This window comes from Alteribacter populi (assembly GCF_002352765.1).
In the GTDB taxonomy this organism is placed as follows: domain Bacteria; phylum Bacillota; class Bacilli; order Bacillales; family Salisediminibacteriaceae; genus Alteribacter; species Alteribacter populi.
On record NZ_KZ293963.1, the window covers coordinates 15,834 to 33,869 of the forward strand.

Annotated in this window: 14 protein-coding genes and 1 pseudogene; 13 read left to right on the forward strand and 2 right to left on the reverse strand. The window is 38.8% G+C overall.

Translation table 11 applies throughout. The features are described from left to right. Nucleotides 1-153: 153 nt before the first annotated feature. Complete coding sequence (locus tag CDZ94_RS00075; RefSeq protein WP_342587604.1) at nt 154-1,398, reverse strand: dicarboxylate/amino acid:cation symporter; 1,245 nt, start codon at nt 1,396-1,398, stop codon at nt 154-156. 862 nt (nt 1,399-2,260) lie between these two features. On the opposite strand from CDZ94_RS00075, the gene CDZ94_RS00080 reads away from it, so the two are divergent. The 5 genes and pseudogenes from CDZ94_RS00080 to CDZ94_RS00095 all read left to right on the forward strand — a co-directional run bounded on the left by CDZ94_RS00080 (nt 2,261) and on the right by CDZ94_RS00095 (nt 7,573). After that, the gene (locus CDZ94_RS00080; RefSeq protein WP_096434461.1) at nt 2,261-4,264 is read left to right on the forward strand and encodes a M6 family metalloprotease domain-containing protein; all 2,004 of its coding nucleotides are present in this window, start codon (nt 2,261-2,263) and stop codon (nt 4,262-4,264) included. A gap of 88 nt (nt 4,265-4,352) precedes the next feature. Beyond that, the gene (locus CDZ94_RS00085) at nt 4,353-5,243 is read left to right on the forward strand and encodes a peptidylprolyl isomerase (RefSeq protein ID WP_096434463.1); all 891 of its coding nucleotides are present in this window, start codon (nt 4,353-4,355) and stop codon (nt 5,241-5,243) included. Between the two features lie 312 nt (nt 5,244-5,555). Then, nucleotides 5,556-5,903 (forward strand): annotated as a pseudogene (locus tag CDZ94_RS00090) (sigma-70 family RNA polymerase sigma factor); the annotation flags it as partial. Between the two features lie 61 nt (nt 5,904-5,964). After that, the gene (locus CDZ94_RS21615) at nt 5,965-6,168 is read left to right on the forward strand and encodes a hypothetical protein (protein ID WP_230895030.1); all 204 of its coding nucleotides are present in this window, start codon (nt 5,965-5,967) and stop codon (nt 6,166-6,168) included. Further along, nucleotides 6,107-7,573 (forward strand): recombinase family protein, encoded by a 1,467-nt coding sequence (locus CDZ94_RS00095; protein WP_245415687.1) that lies wholly within the window; start codon nt 6,107-6,109, stop codon nt 7,571-7,573. Before CDZ94_RS21615 ends, CDZ94_RS00095 begins: the two co-directional genes overlap by 62 nt. A 138-nt stretch (nt 7,574-7,711) precedes the next feature. Here CDZ94_RS00095 and CDZ94_RS00100 read toward each other — a convergent pair whose 3' ends face one another. Continuing rightward, nucleotides 7,712-8,185, reverse strand: coding sequence for a hypothetical protein (locus tag CDZ94_RS00100; protein ID WP_096434469.1), 474 nt, complete (start codon nt 8,183-8,185; stop codon nt 7,712-7,714). Nucleotides 8,186-8,703: 518 nt separating this feature from the next. On the opposite strand from CDZ94_RS00100, the gene CDZ94_RS00105 reads away from it, so the two are divergent. The 8 genes from CDZ94_RS00105 to CDZ94_RS00140 all read left to right on the forward strand — a co-directional run bounded on the left by CDZ94_RS00105 (nt 8,704) and on the right by CDZ94_RS00140 (nt 17,940). Continuing rightward, nucleotides 8,704-9,630 (forward strand): AEC family transporter, encoded by a 927-nt coding sequence (locus tag CDZ94_RS00105; RefSeq protein WP_096434471.1) that lies wholly within the window; start codon nt 8,704-8,706, stop codon nt 9,628-9,630. 26 nt (nt 9,631-9,656) lie between these two features. After that, nucleotides 9,657-11,438: a PrpR N-terminal domain-containing protein gene (locus CDZ94_RS00110; protein ID WP_096434473.1), complete on the forward strand. Its 1,782-nt coding sequence runs from the start codon at nt 9,657-9,659 to the stop codon at nt 11,436-11,438. Between the two features lie 229 nt (nt 11,439-11,667). Continuing rightward, the gene (gene dapA / locus CDZ94_RS00115; RefSeq protein ID WP_096434475.1) at nt 11,668-12,555 is read left to right on the forward strand and encodes a 4-hydroxy-tetrahydrodipicolinate synthase; all 888 of its coding nucleotides are present in this window, start codon (nt 11,668-11,670) and stop codon (nt 12,553-12,555) included. Further along, nucleotides 12,552-13,715, forward strand: coding sequence for an iron-containing alcohol dehydrogenase (locus CDZ94_RS00120; RefSeq protein WP_096434477.1), 1,164 nt, complete (start codon nt 12,552-12,554; stop codon nt 13,713-13,715). The genes dapA and CDZ94_RS00120 overlap by 4 nt, the downstream gene beginning before the upstream one ends. A gap of 15 nt (nt 13,716-13,730) precedes the next feature. Beyond that, nucleotides 13,731-14,981 carry a four-carbon acid sugar kinase family protein gene (locus CDZ94_RS00125; RefSeq protein ID WP_096434479.1) on the forward strand — a complete coding sequence of 417 codons (1,251 nt, stop codon included), beginning with the start codon at nt 13,731-13,733 and terminating at the stop codon, nt 14,979-14,981. Between the two features lie 16 nt (nt 14,982-14,997). After that, complete coding sequence (locus CDZ94_RS00130) at nt 14,998-15,771, forward strand: SDR family NAD(P)-dependent oxidoreductase (RefSeq protein ID WP_245415688.1); 774 nt, start codon at nt 14,998-15,000, stop codon at nt 15,769-15,771. A 29-nt stretch (nt 15,772-15,800) separates the two neighbouring features. Further along, the gene (locus tag CDZ94_RS00135) at nt 15,801-16,883 is read left to right on the forward strand and encodes a sialidase family protein (protein ID WP_096434481.1); all 1,083 of its coding nucleotides are present in this window, start codon (nt 15,801-15,803) and stop codon (nt 16,881-16,883) included. A gap of 25 nt (nt 16,884-16,908) precedes the next feature. Next, nucleotides 16,909-17,940 carry a TRAP transporter substrate-binding protein gene (locus tag CDZ94_RS00140; RefSeq protein WP_157911682.1) on the forward strand — a complete coding sequence of 344 codons (1,032 nt, stop codon included), beginning with the start codon at nt 16,909-16,911 and terminating at the stop codon, nt 17,938-17,940. Nucleotides 17,941-18,036 lie beyond the last annotated feature (96 nt).

An 18,036-nucleotide genomic window follows, 5' to 3' on the forward strand; every position in this document is an offset into this window, starting at 1 on the left:
CTCTTTTATAAAAACGCCCTCATAGTGATTGGCGGGTTTCATTTATTAAAAGTTAATAAATGAAAAAACTCTACGTTTCTGTGTCGAGCTCAAGGCGCCTTAAACTTAAATAAAGCAGATGAGTAATATAGTAGACTCATCTGCTTTATTTCATTACGACGATTTTATTTCCCTTTTTTTTTCGCTTTTATCTACGACAGATGTTCCGACCAAGTCACCAGTGACGTTACAAGCTGTTGCTGCCATTCCTAGTAAGGCATCCACTGAAGCGACTAACGCGACGACTTCAATTGGAAGACCTGCCTGCGTCAAAACAACAGACAATGTGATCAACCCAGCACCGGGTACACCAGCTGTTCCGACAGAAGCGAGTGTCCCTGCTAGAATGATGCCGATAATCGTTGCCAATCCTAAATCTTCTCCAATAATGTTAGCAGCAAAAATAACCGAAGCTCCGACACGAATGGCGGCCCCGTCCATGTTCATTGTTGCTCCTAATGGAAGTGAAAAGCCGTACAGTTTTTCCCGTAAGTTTAACCGCTTAGCAACACCCATTGTCACCGGAAGAGTTCCCATTGAACTTTGTGTAGTGAAAGCCGTAGCAGTTGCATCTCTTGCCTCTTTAAAGAAACGCAGAGGGGATTGGCCAATCAACTTAATAAGCAACGCATATACAAGGAATTGAATCAAAATACTCACATAGACTGTTCCTACAAGAGAACCTAGCGATGTCAGTGTGTTCCATCCTTGTTGTCCGATCGTTGAAGCAACAATAGCAAAAATACCGATTGGTGCATACTGCAAAATCCACCCCATAATCTTAAACGAAACTTCAGATCCAGCACGAGATAATTCAACAAGGTGATCTCCCCACTTTTCGTGCTGCTCATTCCCAGAGCGACGCATAATAGAAATAGCAAGACCAATTACAATCGCAATAAATATCATACTGAGGATGTCTAGTTCTAATAAGGCTTCTACGATGTTAGACGGGAAAATGTCGACGATGACATCCATGAAACCAGGAGCTTCGGGTACGTTTACCTCCGCATTTCCTGGTAAACTTAACCCTTCACCAGGTCGAATGAGTAATGCTATAATCAGCCCGACCGTTAATGCAAAGGCAGAGGTTACAAAATAATAACCAATCATTTTTCCACCCATGCGGCCAAGCCCTTCTGCCGGACCTTGGTTGATCCCGACAATTAATGTAAGCATTAACAGCGGAATGATCAAAGCCATTAATAAATTTAAGAGAATATCGCCTAAGGGTGCAATAACCGCAGCATTTTCACCAAAAGTAAAACCAACGATAACACCGAGAATTAAAGCAATCGAGATTTTCCAAATGAGAGGCGTTTCTAGATATTTTCCCGATAATAATTTCAAATGATTCACTCCTTTTACTGTTCAATCCTTTAATCCGAGTATTGCAATATGAATTATACTGTTACTAGTATAGGGGAATTCTTTGTTTAGTCAAGGATTGTGCTTTTAATCTATTATTACTTTAAAATGCTTGAAAAAGGCGTATTGTGAAGCTGCTATATCTTAAGGAATTTATAAACATAAAGGTGTTCAAAAAGCCAGTGAACATAGCTGTCTCCCGGCATTTAGCTGATCACGCGTTTTCTCCACTCTTTTTTCCTCTATTTTGAACACTAGATTATTGAATAATATATTTCAGCAATACGTTTTTACCCAGGTGAAAAGGCCTGTATTGTATCTTTTAATAATTTCATCATTATTCTTATAAATTAATAGAAAAGTGTATTAGCTATATTTTTTTGGTTATATGTAATCGATCATTCTCCATAAGAGGGTGTTCAAAAACTCGGCTAAAATATCTGTTGAATGTTCTTCGCTATTAGGAGCTTCAACCTTCTCGACCACTCGACTCTACTATGTACCCTTCTTGAATACGCATTAAATACTTCTTATAAACCAAGTCCTTCCCATAAATATACTATAGTAATAAAAATTTAAGAATTACAGTATTTGATTGTTGTTTAAAACCAATGACTATTTACTTAATTTGTGTTTTAACATGTAGAAAAATCAGAATATTATGATACATTTATTACGAGAATAGAAATAATTACATAGAGAGGTGATAAAATTTTCTCTTATCACTTGGTGATAAGGAGGAGATGTAAATATCTTATGGTCGAAAAGATGGGGAAGGATTTCATAACAATGTATACGTATATGTTATGACCAATAATTTGAGACTATTTTAACAAAAAATGGAGGTTAATCTATGAAACTCAGAAAAAAATTGATGATTTTATTCCTGTGCTTTTTCGTTTCACTTTCATCTACAACAGCTTTAGCAGGCCCTCCAGGATTATCTGATTTTCCAGATCCAATTGACGAAGAGTCATGGGTCCTTCCGAGAGATATGACTTGGGACGATTACCGGTCTGTTCCTGGTATCGATTGGAATGATGCCGACCATATCGAGGCTGAACTAGATATTAAGGGTGCCATTATTCTCGTGGATTTTCCTGATCAAGAGTTTATCTTAAGCCAGCCGGAGGGATCAGACCCGGCAGGCAATCCGGTAGGGATCGGTGACATTCCCCGGGATGAACTTCCACAGTGGTGGCTGGATTACTTAAACGCGCCGTCAGAGCTGAACAATTACCGGACAATTGATGAGTTTTGGAGAGAGAACTCCTTCGGAAAATGGTCAGTTGATCTTGATGCGTACGGCGTTTATGAAATGGAACATAATATGTTTCAATACGGTATGGGAGAATGGGGCCAACAAGCGGACATGCCACCAGGATACGAAACATACAACGTGATGACAGATGCTTTAGCTGCAGCTGAAGCAGACATAGAGGCGTCTGGTGTTGACTACGACTTCACGTTTATTGTCCATGCCGGTTACAATGAATCTGATGTTTGGCAGCAGTTTGGTGAAATGATGTTTGAAAGCCCTGAAGATGTAACCGATGAATTCGGGCCCCCAGAGGAATACAGAGATATAGTAGACAACTGGGCGAATACTCGTTATGTACCTTGGACATCCTGGCTAGCTGCGTCAAGTCTTTGGGCGAGAGCGAACATTAGTCAAGGGATTTCGATCCAAGGAGAAAGTAGTGGAATGGCTGTTTTCGCCCATGAATTCGGCCATATTATGGAACTGCTCGATAACTACAACAATCCATATGCAAATCCTGTTTCCAGAACATACTCGGGACCTTGGGAATTGATGAGCCGTGGTGCATTCAACGGACCAGGCGGCAACCATACTCGTTGGACAATTCCATCCTATGAAGGTGCATCTACACCTTCTCACCATATGTTACGTAATAAAATTAAGCAAGGTTATCTGTCGGAAGACCAATATATTAATGTAGACCGAGAAGAACTCGAAGAAACTGGACCGGTGTTTGCAGATGTATTAACCCGGGCCGTCCCGTCTGGAGAAGAATTTGGACGTGAAGGTATTTATGGAATTAATGTTGAAATGGTGGATCACACTCCACGAAATAGTTTAGAGGATGACTGGCGCGCGGATATGCAACGAGGAGAAGAATGGTATAACAACTATACGCTAGAGGTAGTTGACCGCGTCGGCTTTGACTCTTTCCAAATGGATGCCGGGGTATTACTTGCTAAAACAAGAAATTCTGAGGCGTGGCCAAACATCTGGGTTATTGATTCTCACCCCGAAGACATTAGTGAAGTAGACTTCGTTCGACCAGATGGTACAGAAGAAATGCTTTCACTAGGTGACTATCAGCAATTAGCTGACGCCCTATTTAAAGCAGGTACAGCAGAAGGGGTTGTCAATGAATACGTGGACGAGCATAACCGCCTCCACTTTTATATTCTTGATAAATTAGTTGCCGAAGACGAAGCACTTTCCTACCGAGTTGCCGTTCGTCACATGGATGGTGCCGGACCGTATGAGCGAGGCGTCGATGTTGACAATAGCTCTGTGGAGCACGCTGCACCAGGCAGAATAGCTGAATACAACTTTAGTGTTACAAATACAGGAGAAGAAACAGACATTTTCCGACTTGATGCTTCCACTGAATCTGAATGGGAATACATGCTACCGAACAATATTGTGGAAGTAGAAGCTGGTGAAACCGTGGATGTCCCAGTTTACGTTGAGATTCCTGAAGCAGGAAGAGGTCAAAATCCTATTCCGAACGACCTAACCTTTACTGCAACATCGGAAACGGACTCCGAGCAAACAGCTACAACGGTTCGTCGAGTCGGTCCTGGAAATGGGAATGGTAGATAAAATAATTTTCGCTATTCGGAGAGCGGACCTGTCGGTTCGTTCTCCTTCCTTTACTATAGATGATACTTAGATTAGGAGTGTTGATAAATTGAAAAGACAAGTCTTGTTTGTTTTAATCATCATTGGTGTACTAGGATTGACAGCTTGTAGTTCCAGCAATGTTAATTCGGAAGCAGTAGATTCTGAAATAGTCGTAGAAACAATGGCAGGCAGTATAACAAAAGAAGATTTTTACGAAGAATTAAAGGGACGGTACGGAAAAGCTGTACTACAGGAAATGGTGACGATCGAAGTTTTACAGGATAAATATGACGTAAGCGAAGAAGCCATAGATCATGAAGTGCAAATCCTTAAAGACGAATTAGGTGATCAATTTGAAATGTGGCTGCAGCACCAGAATCTTGGAGACGAAGAATCATTTCGTAAAAGAGTATACCTTAGTCTTTTACAAGAAGAAGCAAAGGCCGATGGGTTAAATATAAGTGAAGAAGAAATGAAACAAAAGTACGACCAATTAAGAACCGAAATTAGCGCACAACACATATTAGTGGAAGAGGAAGAAACAGCCTTAGAAGTAAAACAGAAACTTGATGATGGTACTGATTTTGCTGAACTGGCAAAAGGCTACTCAATAGATAGTTCGAATGCGGAGGATGGTGGTGAACTAGGTTATTTCTCCGTTGGGACGATGGTGCCTGAATTTGAAAGTGCTGCATATGATTTGGAAGTAGGAGAAACTAGTGAACCCGTTGCTACCCAATTTGGTTATCATATTATAAAATTATTAGACAAGCAAGAAACAAATGTGGACATTGAGCCATTTGAGAATATGAAAGGAGAAATTCGTCAAACCCTCATAGACGAAAGAATTGAAGTGAATGAAGCACAAGAAAAAATCGCGAAATTAATTGAAGATGCAAATATTGATATAAAGATCGAAGAGTTTGAAGAATTGTTTAATGTAGATACGATAAATTAGCAGTAGTATAAGGGATACCACAACACTATTAGTTGAAAGTTTTTCTTAGGCTCTAGTCTGTGACTAGGGCTTTTTTGAAAGTTATAAGAGGACAGCTACCTTCACGCCACTCGTCTCAAAAAACAAATAGAAACTACCTTTTAGAAAACATCTAACTAAAAAGAACAAATACTGCGACACTGGAACATTCGAGGCAGATTGTAAGAAATAAGATGATTTTTACATTTGTAGTCAAGAATTTCGATGTACAGACACAGACATTCTCTCTTGGGCATATAAGTAAGAACAAGATGCCCATAAGGAGGTTAATCGATGTCCGGATTTTTAGCAGCCATCACATACCTCATCAAAGAACTGTTCGTCTTTGTTTCTTTTGTAAAAAACAATGCCTTCCCGCAACCATTAAAAGAAGAAGAAGAACGGAAATACTTAAATCTCATGAAAGAAGGAGACGCAGACGCGCGAAACCGGCTTATTGAACACAACCTGCGCCTAGTGGCTCACATTGTTAAAAAGTTTGAAAATACCCGTGAAGACACCGAAGACTTGATCTCCATCGGAACCATTGGGCTTATTAAAGCCATCGAAAGCTACTCAGCTGGAAAGGGAACAAAATTGGCTACGTACGCAGCACGGTGTATTGAAAATGAAGTTCTAATGTCAAAAGAGCGCATGGGACAATTCCCTCACTACATAGGTTAGTGCGAGGAGGGAAAAGTCCGTGAACATACGCATCATAGAAGGGGATCTTTCGAAAAAAGCTCGTTCAAATGTTTACCACTATTTGAAAGAACTTTACAGGAAGGAGCAACCAGAACATCATGACAATCGGAATTTACGCTCGAGTATCGACGGAGGAACAGGTGAGAAGCGGGTACAGCCTGGAGCAACAGCTGAGGGCCTGCAGGGAGAAAGCACAGACTAGTGAGGTAATAGAATACGTGGATCGGGGGCTCTCAGGAGAGTTCCTCGATCGTCCTGCGTTAAACAAGCTCCGCCAGGATTTACGGGAAGGGATTTTAAGCAAAGTTGTTTGTCTGGATCCTGACCGGCTTTCCAGAAAGCTCATGAATCAGCTTATAGTATCCGAAGAAATTGAAAAGAAAGTGGAACTGGTATTTGTTAACGGTGAATACCAAAGGACTCCAGAAGGGATGCTTTTTTATCAGCTTCGAGGGGCTATAGCGGAATTTGAAAAGAAAAAAATTACGGAACGTATGAGTCGTGGACGTATCCAGAAGGCTAGACAAGGAAAAGTAATACGTGATTATCAAATCTACGGTTATGACTACGACAAGGAAAAAGAGCAGCTAGTTATTAATAGTTATGAAGCGAGTGTTGTTCGTACGATCTTTGAACTGTTTACATCTCCTAAAAGTGATGTTCAAGGAATTAATGGGATAGCTAGATACTTAACTAATCAGGGGATTCCAACTAAGAGGAATGCGAAGCAGTGGCATAGGCAGGTTGTCAGGCAAATTTTAATGAATAAAGCATATGTAGGGGAATTTTTCCAGAATCGCTGGAATACCGAGGGAATGCTTGCTAATAAGTATGGATCTAGTGACAAAGTAAAAATGACAGCAAGACCTCAAGAGGATTGGATTCAGGTTCCCTGCCCTAAAATAATTGAAATAGAACAGTATGAACATACTCAAGCAATATTAAAAGAATCTAGAAGACGCTGGAGAGGGACCAGCAAGCACGAATACTTATTAAGCGGCCTGGTTAGATGCGAAGAATGCGGAAATACCATGACAGGCAGAAGAGCAAAAAACTGGGGATCCTATCATAGAGAATACACGGATGTGAAAAATACAGCAGGAGCTAAAAATAAAGGCTGTGGAAATAGGGTTAATTGTGAAAAGTTGGATGATGAAGTGTGGAATGAGTTAATTAGATGGTTAAATAATCCAGAGGAACTAATAGAATCACTAAATGATTTTAAAGACAGTCAACATTCTTATGAAAAGATGGTTCTAGAACGAATAGGGATAGAATTAAATAGAATTAAAACTGGACGAAACAGGTTGATAAATTTATTAACAAGTGATGAATTTTTTCAAGAAGTTGATGTACGTGACAAATTAAAAGAGTTGAAAGAAAAAGAAGTTAACTTATTAAAAGATAAAAAAGAAATAGAAACAAAGTTAAAAGAAGAACAAGGAAAAGGCATAATTAATACGAAACTCTTAGAAAAAGCAACCACTTATTATTTATCACATGGTACTGATAGATTAAATATTGTAAATAAGAGGGATATTATTAGAAGTATAGTTAAAGAAATAAGAGTAGATTGCAATTACAATGTTGAAATAATAACATTGTAATATTTTCAGTACAATAAATCTTAGAAGTTTTAAAGAAAGTGCTTAATACAATAAAGCAAACCAGCTACAAAGAACTTGTAGCTGGTTTTACTTATTAAATTGGTCTTTGAGAAATTAATGATGGTTAGCTGAAAACAACTAATAACCTGAACTTTGCACTAATGAATTAGTAAAGAATTCTCTTGCGATTGTTTTTTCATCTGCATTCCATCTCATAAATGGTTCAGGATGCTCTTTAATAAAATCTAAGAAGAAATTATACAATCCATTTTCTTCAAAATTAATGTGGGCTGCGTTTATTTGATCTTGAATTTCTTTAAGCTTTTCCTTCGTTTCTTTAAATAATAATGTTGAAGAGGCAAAATCGTGGACAAAGTAAAAGTCTTTACTAAGTAAAAAATCCTTTAGACTATTATGTTTAATAAATTCTTCAATTTCATTAAGTTTCTTTAATAAAATTTTATTTATTTGTTTTTTTAAATTTTTGTATTTATATTTTCTGTTATTTGAGCTCATGTAATAAGAGATCGTCGCTAGTGTGAAATAATCAGAGCTTTCATCTAAAATACTTATTAAAATATCTTCTGGAAGATTTTTTGGGAACATTTTCATGCAGATAACCAGGTTAAGGATTTTGTATAGAAGATTACTATCTTTTGTACTTTAAGTATCAGACTAACTTTTAAACAAAAACAACCTTTTGTCTCTCTTATTATCGATCAGCTACAGCTGATGCCGTTAGTGAACGTGATAACATTTAAACACTACTCAGCAAAATATGGCTTAGATTTACATTTCGGGATAACCAAATTAAAAACAGGCCGTCATGGGCCTGTTTTTGTTTATGTCGCTTTTTCATCTGTGGTTTCCCTTGGCCTGTCATCTTTAAGCGCTTAATGACCATTATAAAGCTCGACCCAACCCATTAGAACGTTTCTGGTTAAGATCCTATATTTCCTTGTAACTTCACTTTCTGAAAATCTTGAAGATAGATGTTGGAGTGAGTTAGTTTAATAATTTAACAATTTAAATAAATTGATTGTTATTTATAAATATTTGTTTCAAAATATACCACCTCTTTGCTAAGATAACGATATGATGAGTTAATAAGGGTAGAGGGGGTGTACTCTTTGAATTATTTGGTATTTATTGTTGGCCAGGTAATTTTGCCAATTTTTGTGTTAATTGGTGTTGGGTTTATATTCCAGCGAAAGGTTTACTCGGATGTCAGGGTGTTAACGAAATTGAACGTGTATGTCTTTGTCCCAGCGTTTATTTTTGTAACAATATATTCAACAGCGTTTTCTTCAGAAATCGTTATCTCAATTGTAGTATTCTTTTTGAGTTATGCAGTTGCAATTTTCCTTTTTGTAAGACTATTCTCGAAAGCGCTTTCTATACCAGCAGGAAAAAAAACAGCTATAACTAATGGAGCACTTTTTTACAACGCAGGTAACTATGGGATCCCAGTCAATGACTTAGTGTTTAAAGGGGACGGAATGGCAATGTCAATTCAGGTAGTGTTTGTTGCACTCCAGAATATGCTGATGTTCACCTATGGAATTGTTACATTAAAGTCAGCTGAAAACAATATAAAAGAGGCACTATATGGTTTTTTGAAAATGCCGATTCTGTATGCACTAATTTTGGGCGCTTTATTTAATATATATTCTTTTAGCTTGCCAGATGTAATATTAGTTCCCTCCACCTACATTGCAAATGGGATGGTAACAATTGCGCTCTTGACTTTAGGGGCACAAGTTGGTTCACTCGCCCGGACTAGTTGGAATCTCATTCTCTTGATGAGTGTGGCTATTCGGCTGCTCGTTGGACCGATGTTGGCGTTGATTATCATATTTGTCTTTGGCTTTGATGGCGTGATAGCTAAAGTAATGCTTATTGCTGCTTCCATGCCTACGTCTGTCAATAGTGCAGTCCTGGCACAAGAATATCAAAGTGAGGCAGCATTTTCGTCAGAGACTGTATTATACACAACTGTTTTTAGTTCCCTTACGGTAACAGGAACAATTTATCTCGCAAACTACTTGTTTTCTTAATATATCAGAAGGAGGTAAATAGAAGTATGGCAATAAACGTGTTAGTAGTTGCCCCATATCGAGGGTTAGCAATTCTTACAAAAGAAATTAAAAAGGAGCTTGTTCCTTTTAAGGTTACAGTACATCAGGCCGATTTAAAGGAAAGCTTGGCTATTATTGATGAATATGAACGAAAAGGAGTTAACTTTGATTATATTGTAAGTAGAGGTGGTACCGCTAAGTTGCTTAGAAAGTATGTTGATTCACCAGTAATTGAAATAAATATCTCAGGGTATGATATTTTAAGGATCTTAGCCTTACTAAAAAGTTATAATACAAAAATCGGCATGGTAGGCTTCGAGAGTATAATTAATAGCTTTGAAACTGTTGCATCTGTAATCCAGGTAGAAATGAGCTATCACACAATCGAAAAGGAAGAGGAGGTGGAGCGGACGCTAGTACGCCTCTCAGAAGAAGGAATACGTATTGTAGTAGGAGACGCTGTCACCGTCCGGCTTGCAAACAGCATGGGGATGCAGGGGGTATTAATAACTTCAGGAAGGGAATCTGTTCTCGAAGCATTTGAAAAGATTGAAAGTATGAATAAGGAAATTATGATGTTTCGATCGAAAAATATTCTGTTTGAGCACCTTTTAAACCGCGTAAAGGCAGGGGTTTGCCTTATAGAGGAAGATGGAACGCTAGTCTTTAATAATAGTATGTTTAGTAAGATGAGTAAGCTTACAATGAAGCAAGGGAGTAATACGTATCAACAAGTTCCGTATTTAAAAACAGTTGTTGAAGAATTGGAGTCGAATAGCCCTTTGCACTTTCAGTTAGGAATAACACAATTTGATGAAGTTCTTTCTCTGGATACGGGAAGGATCAGTACAGAAAATAGCCATCCACTTATTTATGTCGAGGTGGGTAAAGAGCGGAAGTTCAACGATAATGGTATCGTTTGTACGTATTCACGTGGACTAATGGATTCAACTCCATATTACTTGTTAGAAGATGAAGTGTTTAGGAAAGGTCGTGACGTTGCAACCTCCCTCCTTAAAGAGAAGAAGCCGATTTTGTTAATTGGGGAGGAAGGAACTGGAAAACGAATGTTTGTACATTATTTATTTCATGGTTTTGAGGATATGGAAAAGGATGGTACTATTCTGGAAGTGGAATTATCTCGCCCATCAATAGCCACATTTAATCGTCTTATAGAACTAATAAAAAAAGAGTCGGCTCATTCGTTTATCCATTTAAAAGGGATTCAAACAATCACAAATAGTCAGCAGAAAAAACTAAAAACAGTTATGAAGGAATTAAAGGCCCAACTATTCATTTCATTTCCTGGCGACTCAAGCTACAAGTTAAAGAATGATAATTTTATCGATCCAAGCCTTGCGAGTGCTTTAACATCACCGCAGATTATTTTTGATCCGTTAAGGGATCGCCCGGTTTCTTTAGAGAAGGCGATTAATACCTTTATTTTGTATTATAATGAAAAATATGGAAAACAAATTGTGGGTGTTAAAGAGCAGGCATTAAAAAAGCTGTGTCATCATCCGTGGGAGAGAAATTTTATTGAGCTAAGAGAAACGGTTAAAGAATTGGTTCATCGGACAGAAGGGCAATTTATCGAAGAAGTTGATGGGTGTCTTCAGTGTAAAACACTTGATAACGCATCAATCCATTTAAATCAGCCATTAGCTCAAATAGAAATTGATATTATTAAAATGGTGTTAGAACAAGAGAATGGAAATCAAACAAGAACGGCAAATCGATTGGGTATTACTCGTTCTACACTTTGGCGAAAACTTAACCAAGTTTAGAGCTTATACCGAGGGTGTTCCAAAGTGGGACACCCTTTAAATTATATACAGGTGCTTAGGTTTGTTGAGTAAAAAAGCTTAGTTATAATAAAAGTAAAAACAGTATGTTTAATAATTAAACACAAATTTTTAAATATAAATTATTTTCTAAAAAATAGTTGTAAATTGAATCTATCCTCCCTATAATTACAATCAACAAAGAAAATGTAAACGCTTAAGGGGTGACACTATGCTAAGTGGAATTGTACCAGCATTATTAACTCCACTAACTGAAAAGCACGAAATTAACGAAAATGTTACTCGCCAACTCGTTCGACGACTCATCGACAGGGGAGTGCACGGATTATTTACTCTTGGTACCAACGGAGAGTTTTTTACTCTACAACAAGATGAAAAGGTCAGGTTAGCCTCAATTATTGTAGAAGAAGTAAACGGGCAAATTCCAGTTGCAGTAGGAACGGGAGGAAATAGCACAAAGGAGGTTGTTGAGCTTTCTAAACGGATGGAGGATGTAGGTGCGGATGTACTTTCAATTATTACACCATATTTTGATCCACCCTCGCAGAATGAGCTCATTGCTCACTTTGAAAACATTGCTAATGCAACAACACTGCCAATTATTTTGTATAACATGCCTTCCCGTACAGGAGTATCGCTCTCACCAGATACGGTTGAACAATTGTCCAAGGTACCAACCATAAAAGGGATTAAAGATAGTAGCGGAAATTTTGATAACATCCTCCAATATATCGAAAGGACAGATGAAGATTTTACTGTTTTATCTGGAACAGATTCGTTAATTTATTGGACTCTGCTTGCGGGGGGAGACGGTGCAGTTGCTGCAACTGCAAACATATTCCCTGATATAGCATTATCGATTTATAACAATTGGAAGAACGGAGATTATGTAAAGGCCCAGGAGGCGCAGGAGGCGTTGCGTGATATAAGAGCGCTTTCAGCAAAAGCCACAGTCCCTGCTGCTTATAAAAAAATGTTAGAATACCGTGGCATTCCGGCAGGACCACCAAGAGCACCTGTTATGGAGGCTGACGAATTATTGACAAGGGAGATCGAAGAATTGTTAAAACAATACGAGAAGAGAGGTTGGGGAGTATGAGTGCATTGTATCATTTTCAGACAGCGGACTATTTAGTAGCGGGAGACAAATCGCTAGATAGTGTTCTGGACATGTTAAAAAACAGAACAGAGAATCTTTCTTCTGTTCTAATTGTGACCCAAGAAGGGCTCATTAAGCTAGGATTAATTGACTCTGTCTACGCACAGTTCGAGAGGGAGGAAATCCGTACAACAACGATTTCGTCTATAACACCTGAACCTACAGTAGAAAGTATTCAAACATTGGCAAATGAGTATGCATCCGAAAAATTTGATTATATTGTTGCAGTAGGTGGGGGAAGTGTTCTTGATGCAGCTAAGCTCCTATCGGTACTTCATACAAACGAAGTTACCGTCCAAGAACTTTTAAATGGAGAACAAGTAAAAAAGGAAGGTATACCAACCGCAATGGTTCCTACAACTGCAGGAACAGGATCCGAAGTAACTCCAAATGCAATTGTAACAATTCCGGAGCAGGAGCTTAAAGTTGGTATAGTGAGCAGATTTTTCTTACCATCTCTTGTCATAATAGACCCTTCGCTGACAACCGGGCTGCCCAAGCCATATACAGCTGCTACGGGAATGGACGCCTTTACTCATGCCTTTGAGTCGTACATTTCAAATAAAGCTAATATGTTTAGTGACGTGTTTGCGTTAGAATCAATTCGATTAATAAGTGAGAGTATTGTTGAATCGTATGAGAATGGAACTTCCATTGAAGCACGGGAAAAAATGCTCATGGGCTCTATGTATGGAGGTATGGCTCTAACTAGTGCAGGTACAGCAGCGGTACATGCCTTGGCATACCCTCTTGGAGGAAAGTTTAATATACCTCATGGTGTAGCTAATTCAATGTTGTTGCCTCATGTAACTTCCTTTAATCTTGATTCAATGAAGGAGAGACTGCCGGCAGTAGCAAAAGCAATGTCGATTTATCGGGAGGGAGACACTCTTGACCAGACAGCGGATAAAGTAATCGCACAAATTGAGGAATGGATACATCTCTTAAATATTCCCCAGGATTTGAAGGAATTTGGTGTGTCGCGTGAGGATATTAGACATTTAGCGGAAGCTGCGAGCAAGGTTACAAGGCTTTTAAATAATAATCCTAAACAATTATCTGTAGAAGAAATCGAATCTTTATATAAAAAATTACTTTGAGGCAGGTTGGTCAACATGAATTTCACAATCATAGCAGATGACTTAACAGGAGCCTGTGATACAGGGTTCCAACTCGTGCCATACGCAATGCAACCCTCTGTTATGATGGAGCCTATATCCACCATATCCGCTCAGGAAAATGTTGTTATTAACACTGATACACGTTTATTAGATTCGGAAATTGCGTATCAACAATTATCGGACTTTCTGAGATCTAGTAAGTTAATGGAGCGCAACACTCTCATTTACAAAAAAATAGATTCTACAATGCGTGGAAACATAGGGACCGAAATTGATGCAATTTATGATTATATCATTCCTGATTTCGTATTTATCGTCCCTGGGCACCCGGCAAATGGTCGGCAAATCATTAACGGTTACCATATGCTTAATCGGAGGATTTTACAGGATACTGAACTATCGGAAGATCCAACTCATCCAATTAGAACCTCGAATATAAAAGAGCTAATATCATCCCAATCTCAACAGACTATCCATCATTTTTATGCAGAAGACCTGGATATTGGAGACGCCGAGTTTATTGCGAAACTGAAGGAGTTAAAAAGAGATAGAATCGCCTATGTAACCTTTGACTGTGTTTGTGAGAATGATTTAGAAAAAATCGCAAGACTGATCAAGAAACAGCCTTATACTTATTTTTGCGTAGGGTCTGCGGGCTTACTCGGTCATCTGCCTAAAGAATTTGGATATAACAAGCAGCCACAGCTTCCAAAGCTTAAAAAAACAAACATACCAAAGCTTTTTGTCATTGGAAGTATGAGTCAGCTAGGTCGCAGGCAACTTGATAAACTTGTTCAAGAAGCCGGCGTGAAAGCAATCGAAATTGACTTTTTTTCGAAGGAACAGGCTGAGGAAGACTGGATTGTATCGGAAGTTTCAGAGGGGCTTGCAAAAGAAAAACATATTGTTCTATATTCATCTGCGGATCGGCAAAAAAGTAAAACGTTTAGTGAAGAACATGGGAGAACGATGGCGGAGGTAGGAGAACTTATTGCAGAAAATTTAGGCACACATACACATCGTATTTTGAACAAATTCTCTATTGAAACATTGTTTCTCACAGGTGGGGAAACCGCACAAAAAGTATTGAAGAAAATTGGCATCAATCGGTTACTCCTCCTGGATGAACTGGAGAAAGGTGTCCCTGTTTGCGGTATAGAGTCTAATGAAGATATGAGGGTTGTTACAAAGGCGGGAAACTTTGGGTCAGAGGAAATAATGGTGAAAGTTCTTAACAACTTATAGGCAGGTGGGGTGACATTTGAATGTAAAAGGGACGATAGACGGTCTTTTAACTCATCAAACAGCGTTTATTACTGGAGCCTCTCGAGGGATTGGAGAACAAACCGCCTACACATTGGCTGGTGCAGGAGCTTCCGTTGTATTAAGCGGAAGGGATGAAGAGCGTTTACTGGCAGTAAAGGAATTAATTAACGAAGAATTTGGAGTCAGGGCGATAGTAGTGACAGGAGATGCTTCAGATCCAGCTACTGCTAAAGGTGTGGTCCAGGCGGCGATAAAATCCTTCGGACGGATTGATATTCTAGTAAATAATGCTGGTATGAACAGCCGTAGCTTAACGCACGAGACATCTTTAGAGGATTGGAAGCAGGTAGTGGATGTGAATTTGAATGGAGTGTTTTCCTTTTGCAAAGAGGTTCTTCCTTACATGGTTGCACAAGAAAAAGGCAAGATCGTAAACGTAAGCTCCAAAGCATCAAAAACACCGCACAAAAACGCTGCTCCATCGTATGGAGCAGCGAAAGCGGGAGTAAATTATTTAACAATGCATTTGGCAGCTGAATATGCAAAATACAATATTTATGTAAATGCCGTTTGTCCAGGGCCTGTAGAAACAGATATGACTAAGCAATGGAGTGAGGGATACCGAGAGAATGTTTTGGCTGGTATGCCATTAAAGAGAATCGGAACACCACAAGAAATTGCAAGTACCATCTTATTTTTCTCATCGTCATTATCAGACTATGTAACTGGAGAAACACTTAATGTCAACGGCGGGACATATATGAATTAACTAAATGAAGTGTAGAGAGGTGGCCAATAATGACTGTAACACAGGTATCATCGACAAAAATACCAACCCCGTTTTCTCATAATCACGCATCAAATTTAATTCAGTTAAACAATGGAGATTTATTGTGTTGCTGGTTTGGTGGAAGCAGGGAGGGAAAAGCAGATATTTCCATCTTATGTTCAAGATTACCAAAAGGTAAGCAGGAGTGGGAGGATCCTATTGTATTTAAAGGGGATTCTACACGTTCCGAACAAAATCCAATTCTTTTTGTTTCACCCAAAAACGAGCTATGGCTAATTTATACAGCACAAAATGACATTCATCAAGATTCTGCTATAGTTTACGTTCGTAAGTCAACTGATAACGGGGCAACTTGGAGTGAACCCTCTGTTTTATTTGATACTCCAGGATCATTTGTACGAAACCCTCCACTGGTTCTAAATGATGGAGCTCTCATTCTGCCTGCATACTATAGCAAGAAGTCATCAAATGGCTTTTTAGGGGACGATTATAGTGTAGTTAAGGTAAGTGAAGATAATGGCGAAACTTGGTTAGAGTATGAGGTTCCAGAAAGCAAAGGACTTGTGCATATGTCGATTGTAAGCGGTAACAACGAGCTTGTTGCATTTTTCCGAAGCAGAAAAGCGGATGCAGTATATAAATCAACATCATCTAATCAAGGAAAAACATGGACCAATCCCGAAAGAATCGACTTACCGAACAACAACGCCTCGATTCAAGCAGTTTCATCAGGGGATGGGAATATATTCCTCATTTACAACCATGTAAATGCAGAGATTGCACCTCCAAAGGAGAATAGACCGCCCTGGTTTGAAAAAGAGGATATGGATAGTTTGAACCTTGATGAGGCGATGCTTAAAAGTGCAATATGGGGGGTGGTAAGAAGCCCGCTTAAAATTGCAAAATCTACAGATGGTGGAACTTCCTGGGAGGAAATAGCGCTTGTGGCGGACGAGAATTCCGTTTCATCCAATATTGATTACCCGGAATTTTCTTATCCATCAATTCTTGAGAGTGAGGATAAGCTTTTGCATACAACCTTTACTTTTTTACGCCAACACATTCAACATACAGTTTGGAAGCTAAAGTAATCCAAAAGAAAAAGGAGGAATTATGATGAGTAAGAAGCTATATTCTATAGCAACAACTATAGGTTTGGCAGGGGTGTTAGTCGCTTGTAATGGTAACGAGGATGCAGGAGCGGATGTTGATAACAATTCAAATGCAAATGATAATGAAGGACAAGTTGAATTGGTGGCTGCTACAATTAATCCATCTGAAACTCTAATAGGAGAAGCCTTTATAGCGTTTGCGGAAGCTGTGGAGGAAGAGAGTAACGGAGAAATATCCGTCACAGCTCATACAGGAGGGCAAGTAGGAGATGCCTCTAGTATCTATCAATCTGTTATCTCTGGAGACATCGATATTATTTACTCAGATACAGGATGGTTTTCTGAGCATGAGCCAGCTTTTGATATATTGGCAAGTAATTATCTGTTCCGAGATCAGGAGCATTTTAATGACATCGTTAATGAGAGTGATAGATTAGACTATTTTGAAGGCCTAATTCGTGATAATCCAGGTTTGGAAACTGTAATGTACATCGGAGGATTGGAGAGAAATATTTTGAGCACCTTCCCAATTGAATCTATAGAAGATTTAAATGGAAAAAGTATGAGAAGTGGCGGCTCTGCAGTGGAGATGGAATGGTGGCAGCTATTGGGAGCAAGCCCTCAAAATATTGACTTCAGTGAGGTATACTCTGCACTCCAAACAGGAGTCGTAGAAGGGACGCAAAATAGTTTAGATTCTATGATTGAGAATCGGTTCGCTGAAGTTGGCGATTATGTCGCAAGAACACAACATATTTTAACGTTGGGTTTCGTTGTCATGAATGGAGAGAAATTTGATAGTTTATCAGACGAGCATAAAGAGGCTATCGCAGCAGCTTCAGAGCGTATACAACCTGAGTATACAGAGCTTGCGTTTGAAGAAGCAGAACAATATGCAGAGACATTAGAGACAGAATTTGGTGTCACGTTTACAGAACCAGACAAAGAAGAATTTATCAGAATATCTAGAGATCAAATGATGGAAACAGCAGAGGAACTTGGAATTGAAGATATTGTCGTAGATATTTTTGATTAAGTAAGAAGTCTCCTGAAAACATATTATATACAGTTTGTAGAGTGGGGGATGTATCCCTCTTATGTTCCGGGTTGATTATAACACTGTTATTTTAAA

Coding starts and splice junctions, on each gene's coding strand:
- CDZ94_RS00100 (WP_096434469.1), bottom strand. CDS start 8,185: ATGAAAATGTTCCCAAAAAATCTTCCAGAAGATATTTTAATAAGTATT.
- CDZ94_RS00110 (WP_096434473.1), top strand. CDS start 9,657: ATGGCAATAAACGTGTTAGTAGTTGCCCCATATCGAGGGTTAGCAATT.
- CDZ94_RS00140 (WP_157911682.1), top strand. CDS start 16,909: ATGAGTAAGAAGCTATATTCTATAGCAACAACTATAGGTTTGGCAGGG.
- CDZ94_RS00125 (WP_096434479.1), top strand. CDS start 13,731: ATGAATTTCACAATCATAGCAGATGACTTAACAGGAGCCTGTGATACA.
- CDZ94_RS00135 (WP_096434481.1), top strand. CDS start 15,801: ATGACTGTAACACAGGTATCATCGACAAAAATACCAACCCCGTTTTCT.
- CDZ94_RS00120 (WP_096434477.1), top strand. CDS start 12,552: ATGAGTGCATTGTATCATTTTCAGACAGCGGACTATTTAGTAGCGGGA.
- CDZ94_RS00080 (WP_096434461.1), top strand. CDS start 2,261: ATGAAACTCAGAAAAAAATTGATGATTTTATTCCTGTGCTTTTTCGTT.
- dapA (WP_096434475.1), top strand. CDS start 11,668: ATGCTAAGTGGAATTGTACCAGCATTATTAACTCCACTAACTGAAAAG.